This window comes from Streptomyces albireticuli (assembly GCF_021228125.1).
GTDB classification, from domain to species: domain Bacteria; phylum Actinomycetota; class Actinomycetes; order Streptomycetales; family Streptomycetaceae; genus Streptomyces; species Streptomyces albireticuli.
In genome coordinates this window covers 523,076-545,563 of the sequence record NZ_JAJQQS010000002.1, presented here as the reverse complement: position 1 = coordinate 545,563, position 22,488 = coordinate 523,076, and the positions used below count along the sequence as shown (strand labels likewise).

The window sequence follows — 22,488 nt, the reverse complement described above, 5'->3', positions numbered from 1 at the left end:
CTCCGAGGGGACATCAGCGATGCAGGACGCTCAAGGCAGACCGGTGACCGGGCGGGTCAAGTGGCGGAAGTTCGCCGTGCTGGCCGTGCCCGGCTTCGCGGCCACCGCCGCCCTGGCCGTGGCGCTGGCGCAAGGGGCGATCGCCGCCTCCTTCGCCGTCTCGGGGCAGCAGTTCAAGATCTCGGCCGACAGCCTGGCGGGCACGGGCTTCGCCCAGTACGGCGGGGTCGACGTCAACGCCCACGACGAGCTGATACCCGTCGCCGTGACCTCCATCAAACGGGCCGAGCTCAAGAAGCTCTGCCAGTCCGTGGTGATGCGGCTCCCCATCCTGGGCGCGGTGTCCCTGAACCTCCACGCGGGGGGCGGCGACAAGCCGGTGCAGGCCACCGACCTCTTCCTGGACGCCACCCAGATGTCGGGCGACGCCGAGTTCACCAACATCGAGATCGGCCGCGACGCCTCCACCCTCGACAAGGGGCCCGAGGGCGCGCAGGGCATGACGGACGTCTTCGCCCAGCAGGCCGACAAGGTCCAGATGACCAAGGTCCGCCAGACCGCGTGGGCGACCAACGCGGGCAGCTTCCGGCTGAACGGCCTGGACATGAAGGTCCTCAAGGGCGAGCGGGAGTGCTTCTGACGTGGCGGCCGGCGTCGAGACCGGCCGCGCGCGGCGCCACCCCTGGGCGGCCTGGCGGAGATGGCGCAAGGGTCGCCCCTTCTGGGGCGGCCTGGCCTGCGTCCTCGCCGGCGCGGAGATCTGTGCCATCCCGCTCGCCCCGCTGGAGATCATGATCCATCAGGGGATCGCGGGCATCCCCTCGGTCCTCATGGGGCTGATCATGATCATCATGGGGCTGACCGCGTGGTTCGCACCGCAGTACCGCGCTCTGGCCGGCATCCTCACCGTGCTGGTCGCGGCGGCGGCGCTGGTGATGTCCAACCTGGGCGGGTTCCTGATCGGCACCCTGCTCGGCATCGTCGGCGGCGGCATGATCTTCGCCTGGCAGCCGCTGGCGCCCGCGTCCGGACCCGGGGCCGCGCCGGAACCCGCACCGGAGCCCGTACCGGACCTCGCGCCGGATCCGGCGCACGAGCCACCCGCGGCGCCCCCTCGCGAGACGCCTTCCGGGCCGGTCCCGCCGGTGGACGGAAAGGCGTGGCCCCCTCCCCCACGAGTGCCCCCACGACCGGCGCCCCCGCCCCCGGACGGCGGGGTCCTGCCCCCTCCCCGGGAGCCGCGGGAATCCGCGTGAACCGTAGGACCGAACCGTACGACCGGGCCGACCGTACGCCCGAGCCGTAGGACCGAGGCGTAGGACCGAGGCGTAGGACCGAGCCGGACGACCGAGGCGACGGGCCCGTACGTACGGTCCGGGCGCCCCGAGAGCCGTAACACCGCGCACCCGTCACACCTGTCATACCCATCACACCTGTCACACCCGCAAGACCGCAGGAACCGTGCAAGCAACCCCCTGACACCCCCACCCGAGGAGTCCCCCATGACCTCTCCCAGAACGCACGCCGGTACCCGCGCCCTGCTCGCCACCGGTGCCGGGCTCGCCCTCACCGCGGCCCTCACCCTGACCGGCGGCGGCACCGCCGGCGCCGACGCGCGCGCGGCCGGTCCGACGACCGTCACCCCCGCGGGCCACCACTTCACGGCCAAGCTCACCGGCAAGGCCACCTTCAAGGCCGGCCCGGTCACCGTGACGTGTACGGTCTCCGGCTCCGAGCCCTCGGCCGACGACGCGAACAACAAGATCCCCGAGGCGCCGGGCAACCACAACGACGCAGGCCCGGTCGGCAGCGCCCTCACCGCGCCGACCTACTCCTCCTGCACCTCCAGCCAGGCGGGCGTGAAGGCCGCCATCACCACCTCCGGCGCCTGGACCGTGTCCCTCCAGCACGGCACGCCGATCACCGCCACGCTGGGCCTGCCGGTCGGCGGGTTCGTCGTGCAGACCAGCGGCCTCGCCAGCTGCACGGTGACGGCGGCGCCCACCGCGGCGGCCGACATCGTCGCCACGTTCACCAACGGCAGCCCGTCGACGCTGACCGTCGCGAACGCGGCGGTGCCGATCAAGGTGGTCGGCGGCTTCGGCTGCCCGACGAACGCGACGAGCTCGGTGTTCAACGCCACCTACGAGGTCACGGACGCCACGGACCCGTCCTCGGCGATCACGGTGACGGGCTGACCGGCCGATCCCGGTCGCGCGGGCCGCACATGGCCGCGTACGGCAGCGCGTGAGCGGCCGGGACGCACGTACGCGCGCCCCCGGCGCGGGCTCAGCCGTTGGCGGCCCGCGCCGGTTCCACGGCCGAGGACCCGGGGGCGGCGTCGTCGCCCGCGCTCCTGGCCCCGGGCACCCGCCCCAGGGCCGGCCGGCCCGGCCCGCTCAGGGCGTACTGGACGGCGAAGCCGGACAGCACGACGAGGGCGCCGCCCGCCGCGTCCAGCACATAGTGGTTGGCGGTGCCGACGATCACGGAGAGGGTGAGCAGCGGGTAGAGCATGCCCAGGCACTTCGCCCACGTCCTGGGCGCGACGACCGCGATCACGATGCCGCACCACAGCGACCAGCCGAAGTGCAGCGAGGGCATCGCCGCGTACTGGTTGGACAGCTCGGTCAGCGCCCCGAAGTCCGGGTGGTCCAGGTCCTGCGGGCCGTTGGCGGTGTCGATGTAGCCGAGGCCCGGCATCAACCGCGGCGGTGCCAGCGGGTAGGCCCAGAAGCCGGCGAGTGCCATCAGCGTGGCCAGCGACAGGGCCGTGCGGGCCCAGCGGTAGGTGCCCGGCCGGCGGACGTAGAGGTAGCCCAGCAGGGAGAGCGGCACCAGGAAGTGGAAGGTGCCGTAGTAGTAGTTCATGCCGTCGGTGAGCCAGCCGACGCCCGCCACGAAGTGGTTGAAGCCGTGCTCGACGTGGAGGTGCAGGAACTCCTCGGCGGCGAGGATCCGCCGGCCGTGCGCCTCCGCGAGTGAGCGCTCGTCGGGGGCGCCGGCGCGGACGAAGGAGTAGGCCCAGTAGCCGATCCGTATCAGCATCAGCTCCAGCAGGACGTTGGGACGGCTGAGCGGGCGCTTCCAGAAGCGGAGGAGCGGGACCCAGGAGAAGCGGCCGGGCTCCGGCTCGGTCGCCGGGGTCGGCAGCGGGCGGTCCCACAGCGGCGACGCGCGGAGGTGGAACGGCACCGCGCAGGCCGCGGCGAGGGCGGCGAGCAGCGGTGCGTTGTCACCGACGGGGCGCAGGAAGGGGTTGTCCGGCATCAGGACGGTGCTGGTCAGCGTCATCACGAGGACGACGAGGACCGGCCACACCAGCCGGTCGGCGCGGCGCTTGCCGGTCCGGCCGACGACCGCGAGCAGGATCCACAGCTGCTGGTGCTGCCAGGCCGTCGGGGAGACGGCGACCGCGACACAGCCGGTGAGGGCGGTCGCGAGCAGCACCTGGCCGTCGCGTGCGTAGCGCGCGGCGCGGCGCAGGCCGAGGCAGGCGACGGCGACGGCGAGGAGGGCGTAGAGGGCGAGCTCGGCGGGGCCGTGCGGGCCGAGGCGCAGGAGCAGGCCGTGCAGGGACTGGTTGGCGAGCCCGTCGGGCGCGGAGCCCAGGCCGGCGCCGGCGACGTGGTGGATCCAGTACGTCCAGGAGTCGTCCGGCAGGGCCGCCCAGGCCAGGGCGGAAAGGACGGCGAAGGTGACGCCGGCGGCGGCCGCGGCGCGGCGGCGGCCGGTGAACCGGAGCGGCACGGCGAAGAGCAGCACGGCGGGCTGGAGGGCGGCGGCCAGACCGATGAGGACGCCGCCGAGGCGGCCGCCGCCCCGGCCGGGGCGCGGCGGGCAGCAGCCGAGGAGCACCAGCAGCACCGGGATGATGCTGGTCTGACCGAGCGTGAAGGTGTTCCGCACCGGCAGCGAGACCACGGCCAGGATGACCGCGACCGGGGCGGCGAGCAGCCGGGCCCGGCGGGGGACCCCGCCGGGCAGCGCGCGGACGGCGACCAGCGCGACGGCGACGACGAGCAGCAGGGTGCCGAGCGTCCAGCCCACGCCGAGGCTCTCCTCGGCGGCCCTGGTCAGCGGTTTGAGGACGAGTCCCGCGAAGGGGGTGCCGGTGAACTCGTCCGTGTCGTACAGCGAACCGCTGACGTGCAGGACGCCGTTGTCACCGATCCACCGCCCGAGGTCGGTGAAGCGCCGCTCGGGGGGCAGCCGCAGCACGGCGGCGGCCTGACGCACGGCCAGCAACCCGGCGACCAGCCACAGCGCGCCGAGCGCCAGTCCGGTCCGCGACCCCGCCCGCGACGGACCGCCCAGCCCGCCCCTCTGTGCATTCGCCACGCCCCGCCGCTCCTCCGGTCGACCGGTCGGTCACTCTCGTAGGGCTGTTTGAGACCTTACCGAGCCCTGCGAAAGAGACGCAGGTCACTCCCAGGCCACCTGACAACTTCCCATACATGGCCGAAAGACACCGAATGGAGAGGAGAACGTGGCGGCGACGGGTCGCACCCCGCCGGCCGGGAAGCCTTCCCCGGCACCCGGGCTAGGGGGCGCCGTGCGGGCGGCGGGCCTCGTGGTCGCGGTGGACGACGCCGCCGTTGTGCGGCTGTTCCCGGTCCGAGCCGCACAGTTCGTGGTTGAGTTCGCGGACGAGCGCGTCCAGGTCGGTGGGGCGGTCCGCCGACCACCAGTCGCCCAGCAGTTCCGCGAGCGACTCCTCGCGGGCCCGGTAGAGCAGGGCGGCCTCCCGCCGGCCCTCGTCGGTGAGGACCAGCGGCAGCCCCTCGCGGACGGCCAGGCCGCGGGTCTCCAGCTGCCGCGTCGCCTCGCCGATCACCCGTAGCGGGATGTCGACGCGCTCGGCCAGCAGCGCGGGCTCCGCGGACCCGTAGCGGTTCATGCGCAGCAGCATCCAGCTCGCGGCGGGGTGCAGGTCGAGCCCGGCGCGGGTGGTGATCTCCTCGTAGATCCGGCGCCGGCCCTCGCGGCTGCCCAGCAGCGACAGGGCGCGGGCGCACTCCTCCCGCGAGGAGCGCTCGACGGGGTTGCTGGACAGGACCTCGCTGGTGTCGGGGGCGGTGACGCTGGCCCGCAGCGGGTCCTCGCGCAGCAGCCAGGCGAGGACGAAGGCGACGAGCACGGCGGGCACCGCGTAGAGGAAGACGTCGGTGATCGACTGGGAGTACGCGGCCAGCACCCCGGTCCGCTCGCCCGGCGGCAGCAGGGTGAGCGCGCGGGGGTCCGCCTTGAGCTTCTCCGGGTCGACGCCGGCCGGGAGCGTGGTGCCGGCGAGGGCGTCGTTGATGCGCGGCCCCAGCTTGTTGGTGAAGATCGTGCCGAAGATCGAGACGCCGAACGACGCCCCGATGGACCGGAAGAACGTGGCCCCGGAGGTGGCGACGCCCAGGTCCTCGTAGCCCACGGCGTTCTGCACGACGAGCACGAGCACCTGCATGACCAGGCCGAGCCCGAGGCCGAAGACGAAGAAGTACGCGCTCATCTCGCCGGTGGAGCTCGCCGGGTCGAGCTGGTGCAGCAGGAGCAGCCCGATCGCGGTGATCGCGGTGCCCGCGATCGGGAAGACCTTGTAGCGGCCCGTGCGGCTCACGACCTGGCCGGAGGCGGTCGACGCGATGAGCAGACCCGCGACCATCGGCAGCATGTGCACGCCCGACATCGTCGGCGAGACGCCCTGGACGACCTGGAGGAAGGTCGGCAGGTAGGTCATGGAGCCGAACATCGCGAAGCCGATGACGAAGCCGATCACCGAGCAGAGCGTGAACGTACGGATCCGGAAGAGTTTCAGCGGCAGGACGGGCTCCGCCGCGCGCCGCTCCACGAGCACGAACGGCACGAGCAGGACGACGCCCAGCACCCCGAGGCCGATGATCTGCCACGACGACCAGGCGTAGCTGACGCCGCCGAGGGACGTCATCAGGACCAGGCAGGTGGCGACGGCGGCGATGAGGAAGGTGCCGAGGTAGTCGATGCGGTGCGGGGTCCGGCGGACGGGGATGTGCAGGACGGCGGCGATGACGAGGAGCGCGACGATGCCGATCGGCAGGTTGACGTAGAACACCCAGCGCCAGCTGAGGTGGTCCACGAAGAGCCCGCCGAGGAGCGGGCCGAGCACGCTCGTACCGCCGAAGACCGCGCCGAAGAGCCCCTGGTACCGGCCGCGGTCGCGGGGCGGCACGATGTCGCCGACGATCGCCATCGACAGCACCATCAGCCCGCCGCCGCCGAGGCCCTGGAGGGCGCGGAAGACGATGAGCTCGCCCATGCCCTGGGCGATGCCGCACAGCGCCGAACCGACCAGGAAGATCACGATGGCGGCCTGGAAGAGCTTCTTGCGGCCGTACTGGTCGCCCAGCTTGCCCCAGAGGGGGGTCGCGGCGGTGGAGGCGAGCATGTAGGCGGTGACGACCCAGGACAGGTGGTCGAGCCCGCCGAGGTCGCTGACGATGGTCGGCAGCGCCGTGGCGACGATCGTCTGGTCCAGGGCGGCCAGCAGCATGCCCAGCAGGAGCGCGCCGATCGCGACGAGCACGGAGCGCCGGGGCCGGCCCTCGCCGGGCACGGCCGGGGGGTCCGCGGCGGCCGTGGCGGGGCCCGGGGTGTCGTCCGCCATGGGCTGGCTCCTGTGGGGGTGGGGTGCCTGGGACCGGGAAGCTGGGACGGGAGGGGACGGGACGGGGACGGGGACGGGACGGGGACAGAGGCAAGGCCGGCGGGCGGACCGGGAACGGCCCGGCCGGGGCATACGGTCCGTACCGCGTACCGGCCGGCGGTCCGTACCGCGTACCGCCCGTGGCACGCCGCCCGTACCGCGTACCGCCCGGAGCACCCGGCCCGCACCGCGTACCGGCCGGAGCACCGGTCCGCACCGCGCACCGGCCGGCGCCGCGCGCCCCGGCCTCCCGCTGCCCTCCATCGTGATCCGGATCCGCGCGGACGGCCCGCCGGGATAGGCCATTGGCAGCTCGCCCGGCCGCCGGCACCCCGCCGCGGACCCGGTCCGCACCCCTGCCGACCTGGGTCTGTTGGCGATCGGGAGGACTTTTTGTATCTTTGAGAAACAAAGTGGCCTCGTCCGTATTCCCTGACCGGCGGGCGAGGCCGCTTGCCTTCTCCCGCGCCCTGGAGTCCGCCGATGCCGGCCAACGCCCCCACCACGACCACGCTGACCGCCCGTGCCCTCCTTTTGGACATGGACGGCACGATCGTCAACTCCGACGCCGTCGTGGAGCGCTGCTGGCGCGACTGGGCGGCGGAACAGGGCCTGGACGGCGACGCCGTCATGAAGGTCGTCCACGGCCGCCAGGGCTACGCGACCATGGCCGTCCTCCTCCCGGACCGCCCGATGGAGCAGAACCACGCCGACAACGCCCGGATGCTCGCCGCCGAGACGGCCGACGTCAGCGGCGTCGTCCCGGTGCCGGGCGCCCCGGCCTTCATGGCCGCCCTCGCCGGCCTCCCCCACGCTCTGGTCACCTCGGCCGACCGCGCCCTCTCCGAGGCCCGCATGACCGCGGCCGGTCTCCCGATGCCCGCGGTCCGTGTCACCGCGGAGTCCGTGGGCGCCAGCAAGCCGGACCCCGAGGGCTTCCTCAAGGGCGCCGCCGCGCTGGGCTTCGACCCGGCGGACTGCGTCGTCTTCGAAGACTCCGAGGCGGGCATCGCGGCCGGCAAGGCGGCGGGCATGCGCGTGGTGGGCGTGGGCCCGCGCGCGGCGGCCCACGCGCCGGACGTCGCGGTGGCCGACCTGACGGAGGTGCGCGTGGAGGCGGACGGCGCGGTGATCGTCCTGCGCGTCGGCTGAGGAAACACGGCCGCTTCTCGCGCGGCCGCCCTCACCCACCGGCCCGGCGACGACCGGACCGGTGCGGGTGAGCGGGGGCCCGTGGGCCGTACCGCCAGGAGATCAACCCGCCTGCGCCGTGATGTGCGCGATCACCTCGTCGAGCTCCTTGGTGGGCGAGAAGTCGAGGAACTCGACGTCCTCAAGGGCTTCGGGGGCGTGCCCCGGCGCCCAGTAGAAGGCCTGCCCGGCCTCGTACGTCTCCTCGCCGCCGTCCGTGCGCATCCGGAGCCGACCCTTGGTCAGATAGCCCCAGTGCGGGCACTGGCAGAGATCGCCGGGCAACCCCTTGAGGGACGGCGCGAAGTCCGTCCCCTCGGCCGCGCGCATGTACATCACGCTCATGCCGCCGCCGATCTCCTGCTTCCGCACCTCGACGCCGTCACCTTCGAGGGCGACGGGCGTCTCGTCCCAGGTGGTGGCCGTCATGACTCCTCCTCCGGCCTCCTCCGACCCGATCCGTGACGTGCTCCCGCGCGGCCGGGAGAGCCTCGGGGCGGCACGCCCCTTCGGGGAAGCCGAGTAGCTGTGGCTCCCTTCTCACGATAGGCGCCGCCGAGGCCCGGGGCACGCATGCTCCGCCCGCCCCGGCAGAACCGCCTCAGGAGGACCAGGCCGACCCAGAGGCGCCTCTCACTCAGGGGAGCGCGAGGTGCCCGATCATCGTCAGGGCGTCGGCCGGGTACGCGACCGTACATGTGGTGACCGTCGTCATGGGACGGGACTGTAGTGATCGCCTGGCCCGGCCGGGCCGGCCGTTGCCGTCGGCAGAGCGGCGCGGGCCGGGCGATGTCCGCGCCGTGCCCCGATCCGTCGGCTTCATGACCGTTTGATGAGCGTTCCGCGAACTCCGTCGTGGTGGGCGCCCCCGTGGCGGCCGTGGATCATAGTCTGGGCCCATGCTTTCGACCTCATCCCGGCAGCGGAGCCCCGAGGAGATCAACCACGCGATCCGGCGCTTCCTGTCCGCGCGCAGCGGGCGGGCCCTGACCGGGGCCGAGCGGCGTATGTACGAACGGCTGCGGGCGGAGTGGGCCGCGGCCAGCCGGCGGGGGCCGTGCGGCCGGGCATGAACCGGGCGTGAACCGGGCGTGAGGCCGGGCGGCGGCTAGGGGCCCGGCCCCGACGTCCGTCCGTCCGGCGGCGCCGGACGTCCCGCGCCCGTGAGCCACGTCCGGTACGCCACGCTGCGGGACGTCGCCTCCTCGTAGGCGTCCGCCAGGTCGTCGAAGAGGGCGTCGAGTTCCGGGAGCGGCAGGGCGCAGGGGCGGGCGGCCAGGGAGAGTTCGGCCGTGAGGGGGTCCCCGGCCAGGGGGCGGATCACGGTGCCGGGGGTGGCCTCGGCGGTGGGCTGGCAGGGGCGTACGGCCTCGCCCGAGGCCACCAGGTCGGCGGCGGTGGTGTTGTCGCGGACGTGCAGCAGGCGCGGGTCGAGCCCGGCCGCGGTGAGGACGCGGCGCAGCGCCGCCCATTCGTGGTCGGCCGTGGGGTCCACGATCCAGGAGTCGTCGGCCAGTTCGGTGAGCGTGACCGCCGGTGACGCGGCCGCCGGGTGGCCGGCGGAGAGGGTGACGAAGCGCGGCTCCCGCTCGACGAGGACGCGCCGCCGCACCTCCGCCGGTATGTGCAGGGGGAAGCCCGCGGTCTCGTGGACGAGCGCGACGTCCAGCTGGTTCGTCGCGAGCAGTTGGAGCAGGGTGTTCGCGGAGACCTCTATATGAATGGTGATGTCCGTGTCGGGCAGCCGGTCGTGGATCCGGCGCAGCCAGCCCGTCACCACCCGGCTGCCGACGCTACCCACCCGCAGCCTCGCTCCGCCCGCCCCCACCGCGGCGTCCCGGGCCGCCGTCACCAGCGCGGTCATCTCGGCGACGATCGGCCGGGCGCGGGAGAGCACCGAGTGACCCAGGGGCGTGGGGCGGCTGCCCGTCTGGCCGCGGGTGAAGAGGAGGCCGCCGATGGCCCCCTCGATACGGCGGAGTTGCGTGGTGAGCGAGGGCTGGGTCATGCCCAGTTGCAGCGCGGCCTTGCGCACACTTCCCGCATCCGCGATGGCGCAAAGCGCCCGGAGGTGCCTGACCTCGAGCTCCACGGGAGGGAGCATAACTGCACCTCGCGAGTCACACCAGGCACAGCGAGGGGCAGGGTAGGCGATTGCCTGGAGCTATGGCCAATTGGCATCATCCGCACCACTGATAACTCGTCAGAGACTCTGCGGGACCAGCAGTTCACCCGGTGAACCCCCGGCCGACCCACCCATGCGGCCCGAGGTTCTCGGAACGAATGGAGTCCCCCACATGAATCGCTCCACCATGGCGCTGTCCGCCGCCGCGCTCGGCCTCGGCCTGGCGGCGGCCCTGACGGCGGTGCCCGCCTCCGCGGCGCCGGCCGTCACCGGTTCGCAGACCTTCACCCAGTCCTCGTACGTCGGCTCGGCGGCCGAAGAGGCCAACAACAAGGCGTTCTTCGACGCCGTGATGAAGTCCGCGACGGCCAAGGCGGCGAAGTCGCCCGGCCTGAAGGTCGTCACCGTCACGTACGACCCGAGCGCCGCGCCCAGATTCGCCCAGCAGATAGCCAGCAGCGCGCAGATCTGGAACAGCTCCGTCCAGAACGTTCAGCTGCGTGCGGGCAGCAACGCGGACTTCCGCTACTACGAGGGCAACGACTCCCGTGGCTCGTACGCCAGCACCGACGGTCACGGGCGGGGTTACATCTTCCTCGACTACCGGCAGAACCAGCAGTACAACTCCACCCGCGTCACCGCGCACGAGACCGGTCACGTCCTCGGTCTCCCGGACCACTACTCCGGCCCGTGCAGCGAGCTGATGTCCGGTGGCGGCCCCGGTACGTCCTGCCAGAACGCCTACCCGAACGCGGCCGAGAAGAGCCGCGTCAACGCTCTGTGGGCCAATGGTCTGAAGGCCTTCGACAAGGACGCCTTCACCAAGGTCCACTGACCGGACGGGAGCGCTCGCGCGCGCACGCGGTGGCCCGGTTCCTCCCCGAGGAGCCGGGCCACCGCCCCGTTCGCGGGGGCCGCCCGCCCGTGGAGGGCGCATACTGAGGCCAATGACGAAGCCACCAGCGCATCGACGGCATCTGCCCACCAGTCCCTTCAACGCCCCGCCCGCCCCCGGCCCCGTGCAGAAGTTCGACGTGGGTGACCGGGTGGCCCACGACCGCTACGGTCTCGGCCGTGTCATCGGTGTCGAGGAAGACATCGCCGTGCTCGTCGACTTCGCCACCAGGCAGGAGCGGATCCCGGGCCCGTACACCAAACTGACCAAGCTCTGAGGGCCGCGCCGAGGCCGTGACCTCGCGCCGGGCCGGCGGGCGCGAGGGCTCCGGGGGGCCCGCGCATGCGTGGCGGGAGTGGCCCGGATGACGTACCGGGACCCGCCGCTCCCGTACGGATGTGCGTGCGCGGTCGCCCGCCCCCGGCCTAGGCGGGGCGCACGCGGGCGTACGGCCGCCGCCGTAACGGGGGCTACCGGAAGTTACTGAGCTTGCGCTTCCGGCTCTCCGGGGCGGCGCATGACGAACGCGGCGCCCGCGCCCGCCGCGAAGAGGGCGAGGAAGGAGACGGCCGTGGCGAACCAGCCCGCGCCCAGCCACTGGCCGCCGAAGTAGCCGAGGCAGACGCTGTACGCCGCCCAGGTCAGGCCCGCCAGTGCGGACCAGGGCAGGAACTCCGCCACCCTGCGGTGCATCACCCCGGCGCCGAGGCTGACCACCGACCGGCCGGCCGGTGCGAAACGGGCGACCACCACGAGCGGGCCGCCGCCGCGCAGCAGCGCCGTGCCCAGCTTCTCCTGGGCCGCCGTGAGCCTGCGGGAGCGTGCCATGGCGCGGTCGAAGCGGTCGCCGCCGCGCCAGGCGAGGCGGTAGGCGACCATGTCACCGAGGACGGACGCCGTCGCGGCGCACATCACCAGTGCGAACATCTCGGAGAAGCCCGCGTGGCCCCGGGTCGCGCCGCCCACCGCGTCGGCCGCGGTGCCCGCGGCGGCGGTGGCGGCGGTGATCACCAGGACCCCGCTCGGCAGGACCGGAAGGAAGACGTCGAGGAGCACGGAGATCCCGACGATCAGATAGATCCATGGCGAGCCGGCCAAGGCCCCCAACTGCTCCAGCACGTCCTGATCTCCCGGTACGGTCCCCCGCCGCGACGTCGCAGGGGAGCGGCAGGGGCGGCCTTCACAACCGCACAGCGTACGCCTGAGGCTGCTGTGACATGCGGGTGGGGGCAGGAGATGTAGTTCTAATCACTAACAAAAGCCGTACGTCCGGGAGATCCGAGGCGACTCGGACTTCCCGGACGTACGCGACATACGGCCCGCGCGGGGCCGTAGGGGAGCGCGCGCGGCGGCCTTGGCGCCGGGTCGTGCACCGACCCGCGCGCCGGCCGCCGCTCCGGCCCGCGTGTCAGTTCTTGCGGCCGAAGAGGCGGTCCAGGGAGAGCGCGCCGGGGCCGGTGAAGACGAGCAGCAGGAAGGCCCAGCAGAACATCGCCGAGGCCTCGCCGCCGTTCTGGATCGGCCACAGGGCCATGCCCTGGTGCACGTCGAAGTACGCGTAGGCCATGGAGCCGGACGAGATCAGCGCCGCGGTGCGGGTGCCCACGCCCAGCAGCACGAGGCCACCGCCGACGAGCTGGATGGCGGCGGCGTACCAGCCCGGCCAGGTGCCGGCCTCGACGGTGCCGCCGGTGCCCGCGGCACCGCCGAGCACGCCGAACAGCGAGGCGATGCCGTGGCAGGCGAAGAGCAGGCCGACGACTATGCGGAACGCCGACAGGGCGTAGGGGCGGGCCGCGTCCAGGCGCTCGGAGAGCGTCGGAGCGGCGGCCGCGGCGGCGCCCGTGGAGGCGGCGGCGGAAGGGGAGGGAGCGGTGGTGGGGGGCATGAGGTGGGGCTCCTCGTGTCAGGGGACAGGAAACGCGAGGGGTCCAGGTTAGGTACCCCTAATCGATACTTGCAAGTTCAAGTTCTTGATTCATTGTGCCTGTCCCTCGTCGGATCCGTGTGAGGAACCGTCTCCGGCACCGGTTCCGGGCACGGCCGGAATCCCGCTCGCCGGAGGGCTCGCCAGGGGGTACGGGACCCTGTCCGCCGTTCCGTAGACCGCCTCGTGCGCCACCGTCAGGCACTTCTCCGGCCGCGCCTGGTCGAGCCGCAGCCGGGCGGAGCGCCCGCGCAGGGTCAGCGTCATCAGCTGATTGCCGAACCACGGCCCGCCCGTGCGCCGCCAGCCGATCACCGGGCGGCCCGTCCGGCCGTGCCGTGCCATGGCCCGGCCCAGCCACCGCCCCGCCCCGCTCCAGCCGAAGCGGAACGCGAGCCGGAGGGCGGCCGGTGCGCTGTTGTGCACCGGCGAGCAGGTGAACTGTGCCACGTGGCTCCGGACGTGTCGCCCGGATTCCGGGAATCTCCCCGGAGCCGCCGGGTCCGCCGGCTCGGGCCACTCCGGCTCCGCGATGTAGGAGTGGTGGACATCACCCGACAGGACCGCGATCGTGGCGGGCGCCGCGGGCCCGGAGCCCACCTCCGCGATGAGCGCGGTGAGCGCCTCGAAGGACGCCGGGAAGGCCGCCCAGTGCTCCAGGTCCGCCCGCCGGCGCATCCGCTCGCCCAGACGCGCCCAGCGCGCCCCGCGCTCCCCGGCGCACAGCGCCGCGTCCCACGCCTCCGCGTCGTGCACGGCGGGCGGCAGCAGCCAGGGCAGCGACGTGCCGATGAGCAGGTGGTCGTACGAGCCCGGGGCGTCCAGCGCCTGCGCGCGCAGCCAGTCCGCCTCCGCGGCGTCCAGCATGGCCCGGCCGCCCTCCTCCAGGACGCGGGTGGCGCGGCTGTCGACCACCAGCAGCCGGACGCGGCCGAAGTCGCGGCGGTAGCTCCAGCGGGCGGCGGCCGGGTCGGCGTCGGCGCGGACGGCGAACTCACGCAGGGCGGCGGTGCCGTCGGGGCCGCCGAGCGGGGCGTACGCGTCTTCGGCGTCCTCACCGTCTTCGGTGCCGTCCCAGCCCTCTCCGCCGCGCGAGACCGCTTGGTACAGCTTGTCGGCCGCCAGCTCGGCGGGGGAGAGGTTGCCCAGGTGCTGATGGACCCAGTACGACATCAGGCCGCCCAGCACCCGCTCCCGCCACCACGGTTTCGCCCGCATCTCGGTGACCCAGGCGGCGCTGGTGTTCCAGTCGTCGATCACGTCGTGGTCGTCGAAGATCATCAGGCTGGGCACGGTGGAGAGCAGCCAGCGGATCTCGGGGTCGAGCCAGGACTCGTAGTAGAGGTGGGTGTATTCCTCGTAGTCCGCGACCTGGGGGCCGGGCGGCTCGGTGAGGGGGCGGCGGCGCGCGATCCAGCGGCGCATGGCGGCGGAGGTCTTGTCGGCGTAGACCTGGTCGCCCAGCAGGAGGAGGACGTCCGGCCGCGGTTCGCCCGTGCCGCCCCGGGCGAGGGCGCTCGCGAGGGTGTCCAGGGCGTCCGGGCCGGCGGGGTCGGCGACGGGGCCGGCGGCGTCGGGAGAGCCGTCGAGGACGGGCGGGTCCCGGGGGTCGTCCGGATCGTCGGCGCCCGGCGTCCCGCTCAGGTGGAGGAAGCCGTGGCGGCCCGCCTCCGGCGGCGGAGCGGCCCAGCGGCACGAGCCGAACGTGACCCGGAGCGGCCCGGCCGCCCCTTCGGAGCCGGCGGGCGTGCGGATCGTGCTCTCCGGGAAGAGCGAGCCGGGCAGCGGCCATACGCGCGCGCCGTCCAGGAACACGCCGTACGCGGTCTCGGAGCCCGGACGCAGCCCCGTCACCGTCACCAGGGCGTAGTGGTGCCCGGCCACCCGCCAGGTGCGCGCGGTGCCGCCCGCGCCGTCCGCGCAGCGGACCTCGGCCTCGCAGGGCCGGTCCGCCTCCACCCAGACGGTGGCGCTCGTCCCCGTCTCCCAGTCGACGTACCGCAGCAGCGGACCCAGTCGTAGAGCTGCCGGCATCCGGCCCCCCTCCGTCGTTCCGTACGGTACGGAACGACGGGGCCTACCGGTGGAGTTTCCGGTTCAGTGGTGGGATCCGCCCGTTCAGCAGCCGTTGAGGACGGACGTCAGCTTGTTCTTCTCGGCCTGGTCGACGGTGAGGCCGTAGTGGTGCTTGACCGTGACCCACATCCGGGCGTACGTGCAGGCGTAGGAGTCCAGCGGCGGCATCCACTGCGCCGGGTCCTTGTCGCCCTTCGCCTGGTTGACGCGGTCGGTGACGGCGATCAGCTGCGGGCGGGTCAGGTCGTTGGCGAACGCCTGCCGCTGCGCGGTGGTCCAGGTGTTGGCGCCCGACCGCCACGCCTGGGCGAGCGGCACGATGTGGTCGATGTCGATGTCCTGGGCGTCGGTCCAGGTGGCGCCGTCGTAGGGCGAGAACCAGGTGCCCTCCACGGCCGCGCACTTGGCGTCCTGCTCCACGTTCTCACCGTCGCGCTTGAGGACGACCTCGCGGGTGTTGCACTGCCCGGACTGGGTGCTCCAGTGCGGGAACTTGGCGCGGCTGTAGCCGTCCATGGTGCCCTCGGCGGAGACCTTGAGCCCGGCCAGGTACGTGCGCACGGTGGCGGCGTCCGGCGGAGTGGGGGGCGCGGCCTGGGCGGCGGGGGCGTTGAGCGTGAGGGACGCCAGGAGGGCGGCGAGACCGCCGGCGACGGCCGTACGACGCGCGTAGACGGCGCGGCGAGAGATGGAGGCAGGTATTCCGGACATGGGAACTCCTTTGCGGTGGGGGGTTGTCGGCCGACGGCGCGGCCAGGATCGCGGCGTCCGATTTCCGGGGGGTGGTCGCCAGGTAACAGCGTGGCGACGGGGTCATGTCAAAGCAAGAGCTTGCGGACGTGAAGTTCACTGCGAATTCACAGTCCGGCTCCTGGCCGTCTGACACGCCACCACGTATGCGCGCCGGTAACGGTGTTCGCGCCCGTAGGGTGACCGGGTGCTCGCCGCCGCAGCCCTGCTCCCCGTCGACGCCACCCTCGGGGTGGTGCTCGCCCTGCTGCTGGTGGCCGCGGCCGGGGTGGCGGCCCTGGCCCGCCTGAGCGACGCCCGGGGGCGCGGCTACGCCCGGCCCGTCGCCGTCGCGGGCCTGCGGGCGGCCGTCCAACTGGCCGCCGTGTCCGCGCTGATCGGCTGGGTGGTCCGGGCGGTCCCGCTGCTGCTGTGTTTCCTGTTGCTGATGTTCGCCGTGGCGGTACGGACCGCCGGGCGCCGCGTCACGGACAACGGCACCTGGTGGTGGACGGCGGTGCCGATCGGGGCCGGGGTGGTGCCGGTGGTCGTGGTGCTGCTGGCGACCGGGCTCGTCCCGCTCAAGGGGATCGCCCTGGTGCCCGTCACCGGCATCCTCATCGGCGGCAGCCTGACCGCGACCGTGCTGGCGGGCCGCCGCGCGCTCGACGAGCTGCGCACCCGGCACGGCGAGGTGGAGGCCGGTCTGGCGCTCGGCCTCCTCGACCGCGACGCCCGCCTGGAGATCGCCCGCCCGGCCGCCTCGGACGCCCTGCTGCCGGGGCTGGACCAGACGCGGACCGTGGGGCTGGTCACACTGCCGGGGGCGTTCGTGGGGATGCTGCTGGGCGGGGCGTCGCCGGTGCTGGCGGGCGCGGTGCAGCTGTTCGTGCTGGTCGCGCTGATGGCCGTGCAGGCGGTGGCGGTCGCGGTGGTCCTGGAGCTGGTGGCCCGCGGGAGGCTGCACCGGGACGGCCCGGCCTCCGGCGGCGCGGGACGCGGCCGCCCGGGGTCGCGTACCCTGGGCGGAGCAGAAGGGGAGTAGCTCTTCGCCGGACCGTCGACATACTGCCGAGCTCGCCTCGGCCGGCGCCCGGAGGCGGAGGTCCGTCGTGACCGCGATCGCGACAGCCGCCAGCGAGACCTTCGGCCGCAGTGTCCACGACGCTGCCGTGCCGAAGCGACCCCGCGATCAGCTCAGGTCTCTCGGTCCGGCAGCCTGACCGATCGAGGTATCACCCCCGTGTTCAGCTTCACCGTCGCCGCCCTGGTCTTCGGCGTCGTCTTCCTGGCCGAGCTGCCGGACAAGACGGCCCTCGCCGGCCTCATGCTCGGCGCCCGTTACCGCGCGAGCTACGTCTTCGCAGGCGTCGCCGCCGCCTTCGCCGTCCACGTCGCCCTCGCCATCGCGGCGGGCAGCGTCCTGACCCTCCTGCCGCACCGGCTCGTCCAGGCGGTGGTGGGCCTGCTCTTCCTCGCCGGCGCGGCCATGCTGATCTTCAAGAAGGACGACGGCGAGGAAGAGATCAAGAAGCCCGCCGACCAGTCCTTCTGGAGGGTCTCCGGCGCGGGCTTCATGCTCATCCTCGTCGCCGAGTTCGGCGACCTCACCCAGATCATGACCGCCAACCTCGCGGCCCGCTACGACGACCCGGTCTCGGTCGGCGTCGGCGCGGTCCTGGCCCTGTGGGCGGTGGCGGGCCTCGGCATCCTGGGCGGCCGCACGCTGATGAAGTACGTACCGCTGGCGCTGATCACCCGGATCGCGGCCGTGGTGATGCTGGCACTGGCGGGCTTCAGCCTGTACGAGGCGGTGACGGGCTGACGCGCCCGAGCGGGCACCACGAGGAAGCCGTCCGGACCCTCCGCGCGGGGGCCCGGACGGCTTTGCCGTAAGAACGGCCCCACCCGCGCGGGCGTCCCGGGACCCCGGCGCCCACCGGCGCGGGGCGCATGATCTCCTGACGGCCGCCATACCCCCCGTCGCATAGGGTGACATCGCCGGAACGGCCCGCTCGACCAGGGGTTCCGGGACCCTCACCGCGGACGGAGCGCGGTGGCCGGAGCGAGGAGTGGATGTGGGGGACGTGACGGTCGACGCGCGGTCGGAGGAACAGGGCCCCGGCGGCGGGTCCGAGGAGCCGGCCGGGCCGACGGGGCGCCGGGGGAAGTCCGGCGGGCCCGCGAAGGCGCAGCGGCCGCTCTGGAAGGAACTGCCCCTGCTCCTCGGGGTCGCGCTGGTGCTGGCGCTGCTGATCAAGACCTTCCTGGTGCAGGCGTTCTCGATCCCCTCGGGGTCCATGCAGAACACCCTCCAGCCGGGCGACCGGGTGCTGGTCGACAAGCTGACCCCGTGGTTCGGATCGAAGCCCGCGCGCGGTGAGGTGATCGTCTTCCACGACCCGGGGAACTGGATGGAGGGCCATCCGACGCCCGAGCCCAACGCGCTGCAGACGGCGCTCAGCTTCATCGGGCTGATGCCGTCCGCCGGCGAGAAGGACCTCATCAAGCGGGTCGTGGGCGTCGCCGGCGACACCGTCGAGTGCGCGGGCACCGGGCCGCTGAAGGTCAACGGCAAGCCGCTGGAGGAGCCCTACGTCTTCCCCGGCAACGCCGCGTGCAGCACGAACCCGCAGGGCGGGTTCAAGGTCACGGTGCCCAAGGACCGGCTGTGGGTGATGGGCGACCACCGCGAGGACTCCCAGGACTCCCGCTACCACCAGGAGGAGGCCGAGAAGGGCTTCGTCCCGGTGGACGACGTGGTGGGCCGCGCCGTCGTCGTCGCTTGGCCCGTCGACCGCTGGGCCACCCTCTCCGTCCCCGCGACCTTCGGCCAGAAGGGCATCGACAAGGCGGCCGCCGCCCCCACCGCGGTGGCCTTCGCCGGTGCCGTCCCCCTGGTGCTGATGCGCCGCCGCCTGCTCTCCCGCCGTGTCTCCGGCGGCGCGGCGCGGGGCTGACGGGCGCTCACCGTAGTCACGCAAGGCAGCCGAGGCACTTGCCGAGCTGGAGCGGTAATCGGTACTGGAAGCGGTGGCCTGACCGCGTCGGCATGTACTGAATGCGCACCGCCACGCGGAGGCCCCTCCACGCAACCGCGTGGAGGGGCCTCTGACCTGCTATTTCTCTGTGGGCACAGACGGATTTGAACCGCCGACATCTGCTTTGTAAGAGCAGCGCTCTACCGCTGAGCTATGCGCCCCGGATCGAAGGAACAGCCTACATTGCCGGGGGCGGGTCCCCGCAAACCGCCGGGCGGGGGTTATCCCCACCCCGGATCGGTGGGGAGCGTCATGGCGGCGGGCCCGGGGGCGTCCGTACGGTGATCTTGCACGCCAAGCGCCGCACCGACCACCCCCGACTACGGAGTCACCGTGAAGCCCCGCACCCGCTCCCGCGCCCGTTCCACCGCCCGCCTGTCCCTCGTCACCGGTGGGGTGCTGCTCGCCGGTGCGGCGCTGACCGGATGCGGCAGCGCGGACGTCGACGAGGCCGAGCCGGAGTACAAGGCGTTCCCGCTCGCGGGGCGGGAGCTCACGGTGGACAGCGACAACTCCACGCTGGAGCTCGTGCCCGCGGACGTAAAGGAGGTCAAGGTCACCCGCTGGTTCGCGGGCTGGACCCTGGGCGGGTCGTCCAAGGCGAGCTGGGAGATGGACGACGGCACCCTGAAGCTGCGCGAGCACTGCGACGGAATCAGCGCGAACTGCGCGTCCAAGCACAAGATCGAGGTGCCGCGCGGGGTCGCCCTCACCGTCAAGGACCGGAACGGCACCGTCAAGGCGCGCGGCTTCTCGGCCGACCTCAAGGTCTCCTCGAACAACGGCGAGGTCCGTGTGACGGACGCGACCGGCGCCCTCGACCTCTCCAGCTCCAACGGCAACGTCATCGCCACCGGCGCCGGCGCCCGCCAGGTCAAGGCCAGCTCCGACAACGGCAACGTCCAGCTCGCCCTGGCCCGCGTCCCCGACCGCGTCGAGGCCTCCAACCACAACGGCAACGTCAAGATCGAGCTGCCCCACTCCCCGTACCGGGTCGACGCGTCGAGCCGGAACGGCACCACCACGGTGCAGGTCCCCCGCGACGACGCCAGCGGTCACTGGGTCCTGGGGCGCAGCGACAACGGCAACGTCAAGGTCCTGATCGCGAACTAACGGTCCCGTGTGTTCGTCTTTAACGGGTGGGACAATGGCACCCGGGCCAGGGGCGATCCATCGGGAGTGGGCAAGTGACGGCGACCTTCGCAGAGTCCGCGGGACCGGCACGCCGCCGTTCCCTCCGTTCCGCGCGGACCGGCGGCGGCCACCGGACGGGCGGTGCCGCGGCCCTCGCCGCCGCCGTCCAGGACACCGTGGCGCTCGCGCTGCTCCCCGTCCCCCTGCTCCTCGCCGCCGCGCCCGCCGCCTTCGCCGGTGGCGGCACGCGCCGCTGGGGCCGGGGCCGCGGGGAGAACCAGCGCGCCGACGCCCAGGCCGCGAAGGACGCCGCCGCGGCCGCCTTCTACGAGCTGGACACCGCCCAGCGCGATCTGCGGATCTCCATCGAGACGATCACCGCCGTCGACCCCTCCCCCGCCGCCCGCAAGGCCGCCGCCGACTTCACCGGCCTCGGGCACCGCATCGACGAGGTCTCCCACGCCTACATCACCGCCGTCGACTCCCACGACCTCGACCGCGACGACCTCGACGCCGGGGCCGCCGGCCGGGCCCGTACGGACCTGGCCAGGGCCAAGGACGAGCTGGTCCGGGTCAAGGCCGATCTGGACCGGTTCGGGCGGAGCCTCGGCCCCCTGCTGGCCACGGCCGAGACCCAGCTGGCCCGGCTCGCCCCCGCCGTCGAGCGGGCCCGCCAGGCGCTGCGCGCGGCCGGCGAGGCCCTGGAGGCCGTACGGTCCTCCGGGCTCACCGCCGACGACCTCGCCGCCCGGCTCGCCGCCCTCGGCCCCGAGCTGACCCGGCTCAACCAGGGCGCCGGGCAGCACGGCGTGCAGGAGACCCTCCAGCGCGCGGACCGCGTGCTGCGCCAGGCCGAGGCCGTCCGCGTCGAGGCCGAGGGCCTGCCGGAGAAAGCCGCCGAGGTCGACAAGCGCCTCGTCTCGCTGCGCACCCGCGCCCAGGCCCTCACCACCCGCGCCGCCGGCGTCGAGCCCGTCCTCAGCGAGCTCCGCCGCCGCTACAGCGCCGCCTGCTGGCAGGACCTCCAGCAGGTGCCCGAGGAGGCGGCCCACGCCGTCGCCCAGGCCGAGGAGAAGCTCCGCGAGGCGCGCACGGCCCGCGACGAGCAGCGCTGGCCGGACGCCCTGGCCCGGCTGTCGACCGTACGGGCCCTGCTGAACACCACCGACGAGGCCGTCTCCGCCGCGGGCGACCGGCTGCGGCGGCTGGACGAGGTGTCCTTCGACCACAGCAAGGAGGTGGAGCGCACCCGCTTCGCCATCCGCGACGCCCAGCGGCTCGCGATGGCCGGCCGCAACACCCCCGACCCCCGTCACGCCGGGCCGCTGGACGACGCCGTGGCCCGCCTGGACCGGGCCGTCGCGGGCCTGGAGGGACGGCATCCGGACTGGTGGGCGTTCCTCACCGAGACGGAGGCCGTGCGGGGGACCGTGACCCGGGTGGTGCGGGAGATACGCGACGACCGCGGCGCGGCCGGGCGCTGAGCGCTGAGCGCACCACAGGACGGCCCGCGGTCTTCGGCCGACCCCGCCCTGACGTACGTACGCCCCCGGCCGCGCCCCGGCCCTTCGCGTGCGCTGTCCCGCCCCGCCCGCCGCTGGCTATGCTGCCCGCATGCCTCGCTACGAATACCGCTGCAAAGCCTGTGGTGACACCTTCGAGCTCAGCCGGCCGATGGCCGAGTCCTCGGCCCCGGCGGTGTGCCCCGAGGGACACACCGACACGGTGAAGCTGCTGTCCACGGTCGCGATGACGGGTGGCTCCTCGTCCGGGCGGCCCGCGCCCGCGCCGTCCGCGGGTGGCGGAGGCGGAGGGTGCTGCGGGGGCGGCTGCTGCGGCTGAGGACGCCCTCAGGGCGCGGCCCTTCTCAACGGCAGGCCGGTCTCAAGGCACGGTCGCTCTCGAAGCGATGGTCGTCTCAGGGCTCAGCCCGTCCTCCCGCGCGCCGGACGGGCTGTCCGGCTATTCCCCCCTCCTACCCCCTCCTACCCCACACGCCTCGCCAGCGTCAGCCCGTCCGCCACTGTGATCATCACGGACTCCATCCGCTTGTCCGCCGCCACATGCGTGTTGAACTCCTTGACCGCCGCCCCCATCGGCCCCGGCCGCTCCGCGACCACATCGCCGCTGAAGAGGACGTTGTCGGCCACGATCAGCCCACCGGGCCGCATGCGCGGCACCAGCTCCTCCCAGTACGGGACGTAGTTCTCCTTGTCCGCGTCGATGAAGGCCAGGTCGATGTGCGGCTCCTCCGGCATCGCGCGCAGTGAGTCCAGCGCGGGCGCGATCCTCAGCTCGATCCGGTCGGCGACGCCCGCGCCGGCCCATGCGTCGCGCGCGTAGGCCGTCCACTCCTCCGAGATGTCCAGCGCGATCAGCCGGCCGCCGGCGGGCAGCGCTCTCGCCATGGCCAGGGCCGACAGGCCGGTGAAGGTGCCGACCTCCACGATGTGCCGGGCTCCCGTGAGCCGGACGAGGAAGGCCAGCAGCGGGACCTGTTCCTCGGCGGTCTGCTTGACCGCCACGGCGGGGAGGGCGGCGTGGGTGAGGTCGACCAGGGCGCGCTCCTCCGGAGTGAGCGGCGGGTTGTGGGCGAGCACGTAGGCGTACAGATCGGGGGTGACCCGGGGGCCCTTGAACTCCGGCACGCGATTCTCCTCAGCGAGTAAGGAAGTTACGGCTCCGGCCCCGGCGGTGAAG

Annotated in this window: 22 protein-coding genes and 1 tRNA gene; 13 read left to right on the top strand and 10 right to left on the bottom strand. The window is 73.5% G+C overall.

Annotated features, from left to right (window positions below; all coding sequences use genetic code 11):
* Positions 1-19 precede the first annotated feature (19 nt).
* The 3 genes from LUZ64_RS02620 to LUZ64_RS02610 all read left to right on the top strand — a co-directional run bounded on the left by LUZ64_RS02620 (position 20) and on the right by LUZ64_RS02610 (position 2,198).
* Positions 20-640 carry a DUF6230 family protein gene (locus LUZ64_RS02620; RefSeq protein WP_095579083.1) on the top strand — a complete coding sequence of 207 codons (621 nt, stop codon included), beginning with the start codon at positions 20-22 and terminating at the stop codon, positions 638-640.
* A 1-nt stretch (position 641) separates the two neighbouring features.
* On the top strand, positions 642-1,256 hold the full coding sequence (locus tag LUZ64_RS02615; RefSeq protein ID WP_232390111.1) for a DUF6114 domain-containing protein: 615 nt from the start codon (positions 642-644) through the stop codon (positions 1,254-1,256).
* Between the two features lie 246 nt (positions 1,257-1,502).
* Positions 1,503-2,198 (top strand): hypothetical protein, encoded by a 696-nt coding sequence (locus LUZ64_RS02610; RefSeq protein ID WP_095583385.1) that lies wholly within the window; start codon positions 1,503-1,505, stop codon positions 2,196-2,198.
* 91 nt (positions 2,199-2,289) lie between these two features.
* Here LUZ64_RS02610 and LUZ64_RS02605 read toward each other — a convergent pair whose 3' ends face one another.
* A complete protein-coding gene (locus tag LUZ64_RS02605; protein WP_095583386.1) occupies positions 2,290-4,341 on the bottom strand; it encodes a bifunctional glycosyltransferase 87/phosphatase PAP2 family protein in 2,052 nt (683 codons plus the stop codon).
* A gap of 202 nt (positions 4,342-4,543) precedes the next feature.
* Positions 4,544-6,631, bottom strand: a complete 2,088-nt coding sequence (locus LUZ64_RS02600; protein ID WP_095583387.1) for an MDR family MFS transporter — start codon at positions 6,629-6,631, stop codon at positions 4,544-4,546.
* A gap of 522 nt (positions 6,632-7,153) precedes the next feature.
* On the opposite strand from LUZ64_RS02600, the gene LUZ64_RS02595 reads away from it, so the two are divergent.
* On the top strand, positions 7,154-7,822 hold the full coding sequence (locus tag LUZ64_RS02595; RefSeq protein ID WP_095579532.1) for an HAD-IA family hydrolase: 669 nt from the start codon (positions 7,154-7,156) through the stop codon (positions 7,820-7,822).
* A 102-nt stretch (positions 7,823-7,924) separates the two neighbouring features.
* Here the strand turns inward: LUZ64_RS02595 and LUZ64_RS02590 are convergent, their stop codons facing one another.
* The gene (locus LUZ64_RS02590) at positions 7,925-8,290 is read right to left on the bottom strand and encodes a cupin domain-containing protein (RefSeq protein ID WP_095579531.1); all 366 of its coding nucleotides are present in this window, start codon (positions 8,288-8,290) and stop codon (positions 7,925-7,927) included.
* A 470-nt stretch (positions 8,291-8,760) separates the two neighbouring features.
* Between LUZ64_RS02590 and LUZ64_RS02580 the strand changes: the two genes are divergently transcribed.
* Positions 8,761-8,934 carry a hypothetical protein gene (locus LUZ64_RS02580; protein ID WP_170116682.1) on the top strand — a complete coding sequence of 58 codons (174 nt, stop codon included), beginning with the start codon at positions 8,761-8,763 and terminating at the stop codon, positions 8,932-8,934.
* Between the two features lie 35 nt (positions 8,935-8,969).
* Here the strand turns inward: LUZ64_RS02580 and LUZ64_RS02575 are convergent, their stop codons facing one another.
* Complete coding sequence (locus tag LUZ64_RS02575; protein ID WP_095579530.1) at positions 8,970-9,965, bottom strand: LysR family transcriptional regulator; 996 nt, start codon at positions 9,963-9,965, stop codon at positions 8,970-8,972.
* A 193-nt stretch (positions 9,966-10,158) separates the two neighbouring features.
* Between LUZ64_RS02575 and snpA the strand changes: the two genes are divergently transcribed.
* Complete coding sequence (gene snpA / locus LUZ64_RS02570) at positions 10,159-10,821, top strand: snapalysin (RefSeq protein ID WP_095579529.1); 663 nt, start codon at positions 10,159-10,161, stop codon at positions 10,819-10,821.
* A gap of 112 nt (positions 10,822-10,933) precedes the next feature.
* Complete coding sequence (locus LUZ64_RS02565; protein WP_087928295.1) at positions 10,934-11,158, top strand: hypothetical protein; 225 nt, start codon at positions 10,934-10,936, stop codon at positions 11,156-11,158.
* Between the two features lie 203 nt (positions 11,159-11,361).
* Here the strand turns inward: LUZ64_RS02565 and LUZ64_RS02560 are convergent, their stop codons facing one another.
* The 4 genes from LUZ64_RS02560 to LUZ64_RS02545 all read right to left on the bottom strand — a co-directional run bounded on the left by LUZ64_RS02560 (position 11,362) and on the right by LUZ64_RS02545 (position 15,595).
* Entirely contained in the window at positions 11,362-12,000 is a 639-nt protein-coding gene (locus LUZ64_RS02560; protein WP_095579528.1) for a DedA family protein, read from the bottom strand.
* A gap of 289 nt (positions 12,001-12,289) precedes the next feature.
* Entirely contained in the window at positions 12,290-12,769 is a 480-nt protein-coding gene (locus tag LUZ64_RS02555; RefSeq protein WP_095579527.1) for a DoxX family protein, read from the bottom strand.
* Positions 12,770-12,859: 90 nt separating this feature from the next.
* Complete coding sequence (locus tag LUZ64_RS02550; protein ID WP_095579526.1) at positions 12,860-14,842, bottom strand: alkaline phosphatase D family protein; 1,983 nt, start codon at positions 14,840-14,842, stop codon at positions 12,860-12,862.
* A gap of 84 nt (positions 14,843-14,926) precedes the next feature.
* Positions 14,927-15,595, bottom strand: coding sequence for an HNH endonuclease family protein (locus LUZ64_RS02545; protein ID WP_095579525.1), 669 nt, complete (start codon positions 15,593-15,595; stop codon positions 14,927-14,929).
* A 226-nt stretch (positions 15,596-15,821) separates the two neighbouring features.
* On the opposite strand from LUZ64_RS02545, the gene LUZ64_RS02540 reads away from it, so the two are divergent.
* From LUZ64_RS02540 to lepB, 3 genes are all read left to right on the top strand, one after another.
* Positions 15,822-16,658 carry an ABC transporter permease gene (locus tag LUZ64_RS02540; RefSeq protein WP_232390112.1) on the top strand — a complete coding sequence of 279 codons (837 nt, stop codon included), beginning with the start codon at positions 15,822-15,824 and terminating at the stop codon, positions 16,656-16,658.
* Positions 16,659-16,856: 198 nt separating this feature from the next.
* A complete protein-coding gene (locus tag LUZ64_RS02535) occupies positions 16,857-17,438 on the top strand; it encodes a TMEM165/GDT1 family protein (RefSeq protein ID WP_095579524.1) in 582 nt (193 codons plus the stop codon).
* A 253-nt stretch (positions 17,439-17,691) separates the two neighbouring features.
* Positions 17,692-18,573, top strand: coding sequence for a signal peptidase I (gene lepB, locus LUZ64_RS02530; RefSeq protein ID WP_095579523.1), 882 nt, complete (start codon positions 17,692-17,694; stop codon positions 18,571-18,573).
* 170 nt (positions 18,574-18,743) lie between these two features.
* On the opposite strand, the gene LUZ64_RS02525 is transcribed toward lepB, so the two are convergent.
* Positions 18,744-18,815 (bottom strand) — tRNA-Val (locus LUZ64_RS02525).
* A 172-nt stretch (positions 18,816-18,987) separates the two neighbouring features.
* Here LUZ64_RS02525 and LUZ64_RS02520 point away from each other — a divergent pair.
* The 3 genes from LUZ64_RS02520 (at position 18,988) to LUZ64_RS02510 (ending at position 21,630) form a co-directional block, all read left to right on the top strand.
* Positions 18,988-19,767, top strand: coding sequence for a DUF4097 family beta strand repeat-containing protein (locus LUZ64_RS02520; protein ID WP_232390113.1), 780 nt, complete (start codon positions 18,988-18,990; stop codon positions 19,765-19,767).
* Between the two features lie 197 nt (positions 19,768-19,964).
* A complete protein-coding gene (locus LUZ64_RS02515; RefSeq protein WP_095579533.1) occupies positions 19,965-21,272 on the top strand; it encodes a hypothetical protein in 1,308 nt (435 codons plus the stop codon).
* Positions 21,273-21,402: 130 nt separating this feature from the next.
* Positions 21,403-21,630, top strand: coding sequence for an FmdB family zinc ribbon protein (locus tag LUZ64_RS02510; RefSeq protein ID WP_087928288.1), 228 nt, complete (start codon positions 21,403-21,405; stop codon positions 21,628-21,630).
* A 143-nt stretch (positions 21,631-21,773) separates the two neighbouring features.
* On the opposite strand, the gene LUZ64_RS02505 is transcribed toward LUZ64_RS02510, so the two are convergent.
* Complete coding sequence (locus tag LUZ64_RS02505; protein WP_095579522.1) at positions 21,774-22,436, bottom strand: O-methyltransferase; 663 nt, start codon at positions 22,434-22,436, stop codon at positions 21,774-21,776.
* Positions 22,437-22,488: the final 52 nt, after the last annotated feature.

Bases quoted from the DNA above. Each gene is read 5' to 3' on its own strand.
- LUZ64_RS02555 (WP_095579527.1), bottom strand. From the start codon at position 12,769: ATGCCCCCCACCACCGCTCCCTCCCCTTCCGCCGCCGCCTCCACGGGC.
- LUZ64_RS02590 (WP_095579531.1), bottom strand. From the start codon at position 8,290: ATGACGGCCACCACCTGGGACGAGACGCCCGTCGCCCTCGAAGGTGAC.
- LUZ64_RS02510 (WP_087928288.1), top strand. From the start codon at position 21,403: ATGCCTCGCTACGAATACCGCTGCAAAGCCTGTGGTGACACCTTCGAG.
- LUZ64_RS02600 (WP_095583387.1), bottom strand. From the start codon at position 6,631: ATGGCGGACGACACCCCGGGCCCCGCCACGGCCGCCGCGGACCCCCCG.
- LUZ64_RS02580 (WP_170116682.1), top strand. From the start codon at position 8,761: ATGCTTTCGACCTCATCCCGGCAGCGGAGCCCCGAGGAGATCAACCAC.
- LUZ64_RS02595 (WP_095579532.1), top strand. From the start codon at position 7,154: ATGCCGGCCAACGCCCCCACCACGACCACGCTGACCGCCCGTGCCCTC.
- LUZ64_RS02610 (WP_095583385.1), top strand. From the start codon at position 1,503: ATGACCTCTCCCAGAACGCACGCCGGTACCCGCGCCCTGCTCGCCACC.
- snpA (WP_095579529.1), top strand. From the start codon at position 10,159: ATGAATCGCTCCACCATGGCGCTGTCCGCCGCCGCGCTCGGCCTCGGC.
- LUZ64_RS02575 (WP_095579530.1), bottom strand. From the start codon at position 9,965: ATGCTCCCTCCCGTGGAGCTCGAGGTCAGGCACCTCCGGGCGCTTTGC.
- LUZ64_RS02550 (WP_095579526.1), bottom strand. From the start codon at position 14,842: ATGCCGGCAGCTCTACGACTGGGTCCGCTGCTGCGGTACGTCGACTGG.
- LUZ64_RS02620 (WP_095579083.1), top strand. From the start codon at position 20: ATGCAGGACGCTCAAGGCAGACCGGTGACCGGGCGGGTCAAGTGGCGG.
- LUZ64_RS02545 (WP_095579525.1), bottom strand. From the start codon at position 15,595: ATGTCCGGAATACCTGCCTCCATCTCTCGCCGCGCCGTCTACGCGCGT.
- LUZ64_RS02565 (WP_087928295.1), top strand. From the start codon at position 10,934: ATGACGAAGCCACCAGCGCATCGACGGCATCTGCCCACCAGTCCCTTC.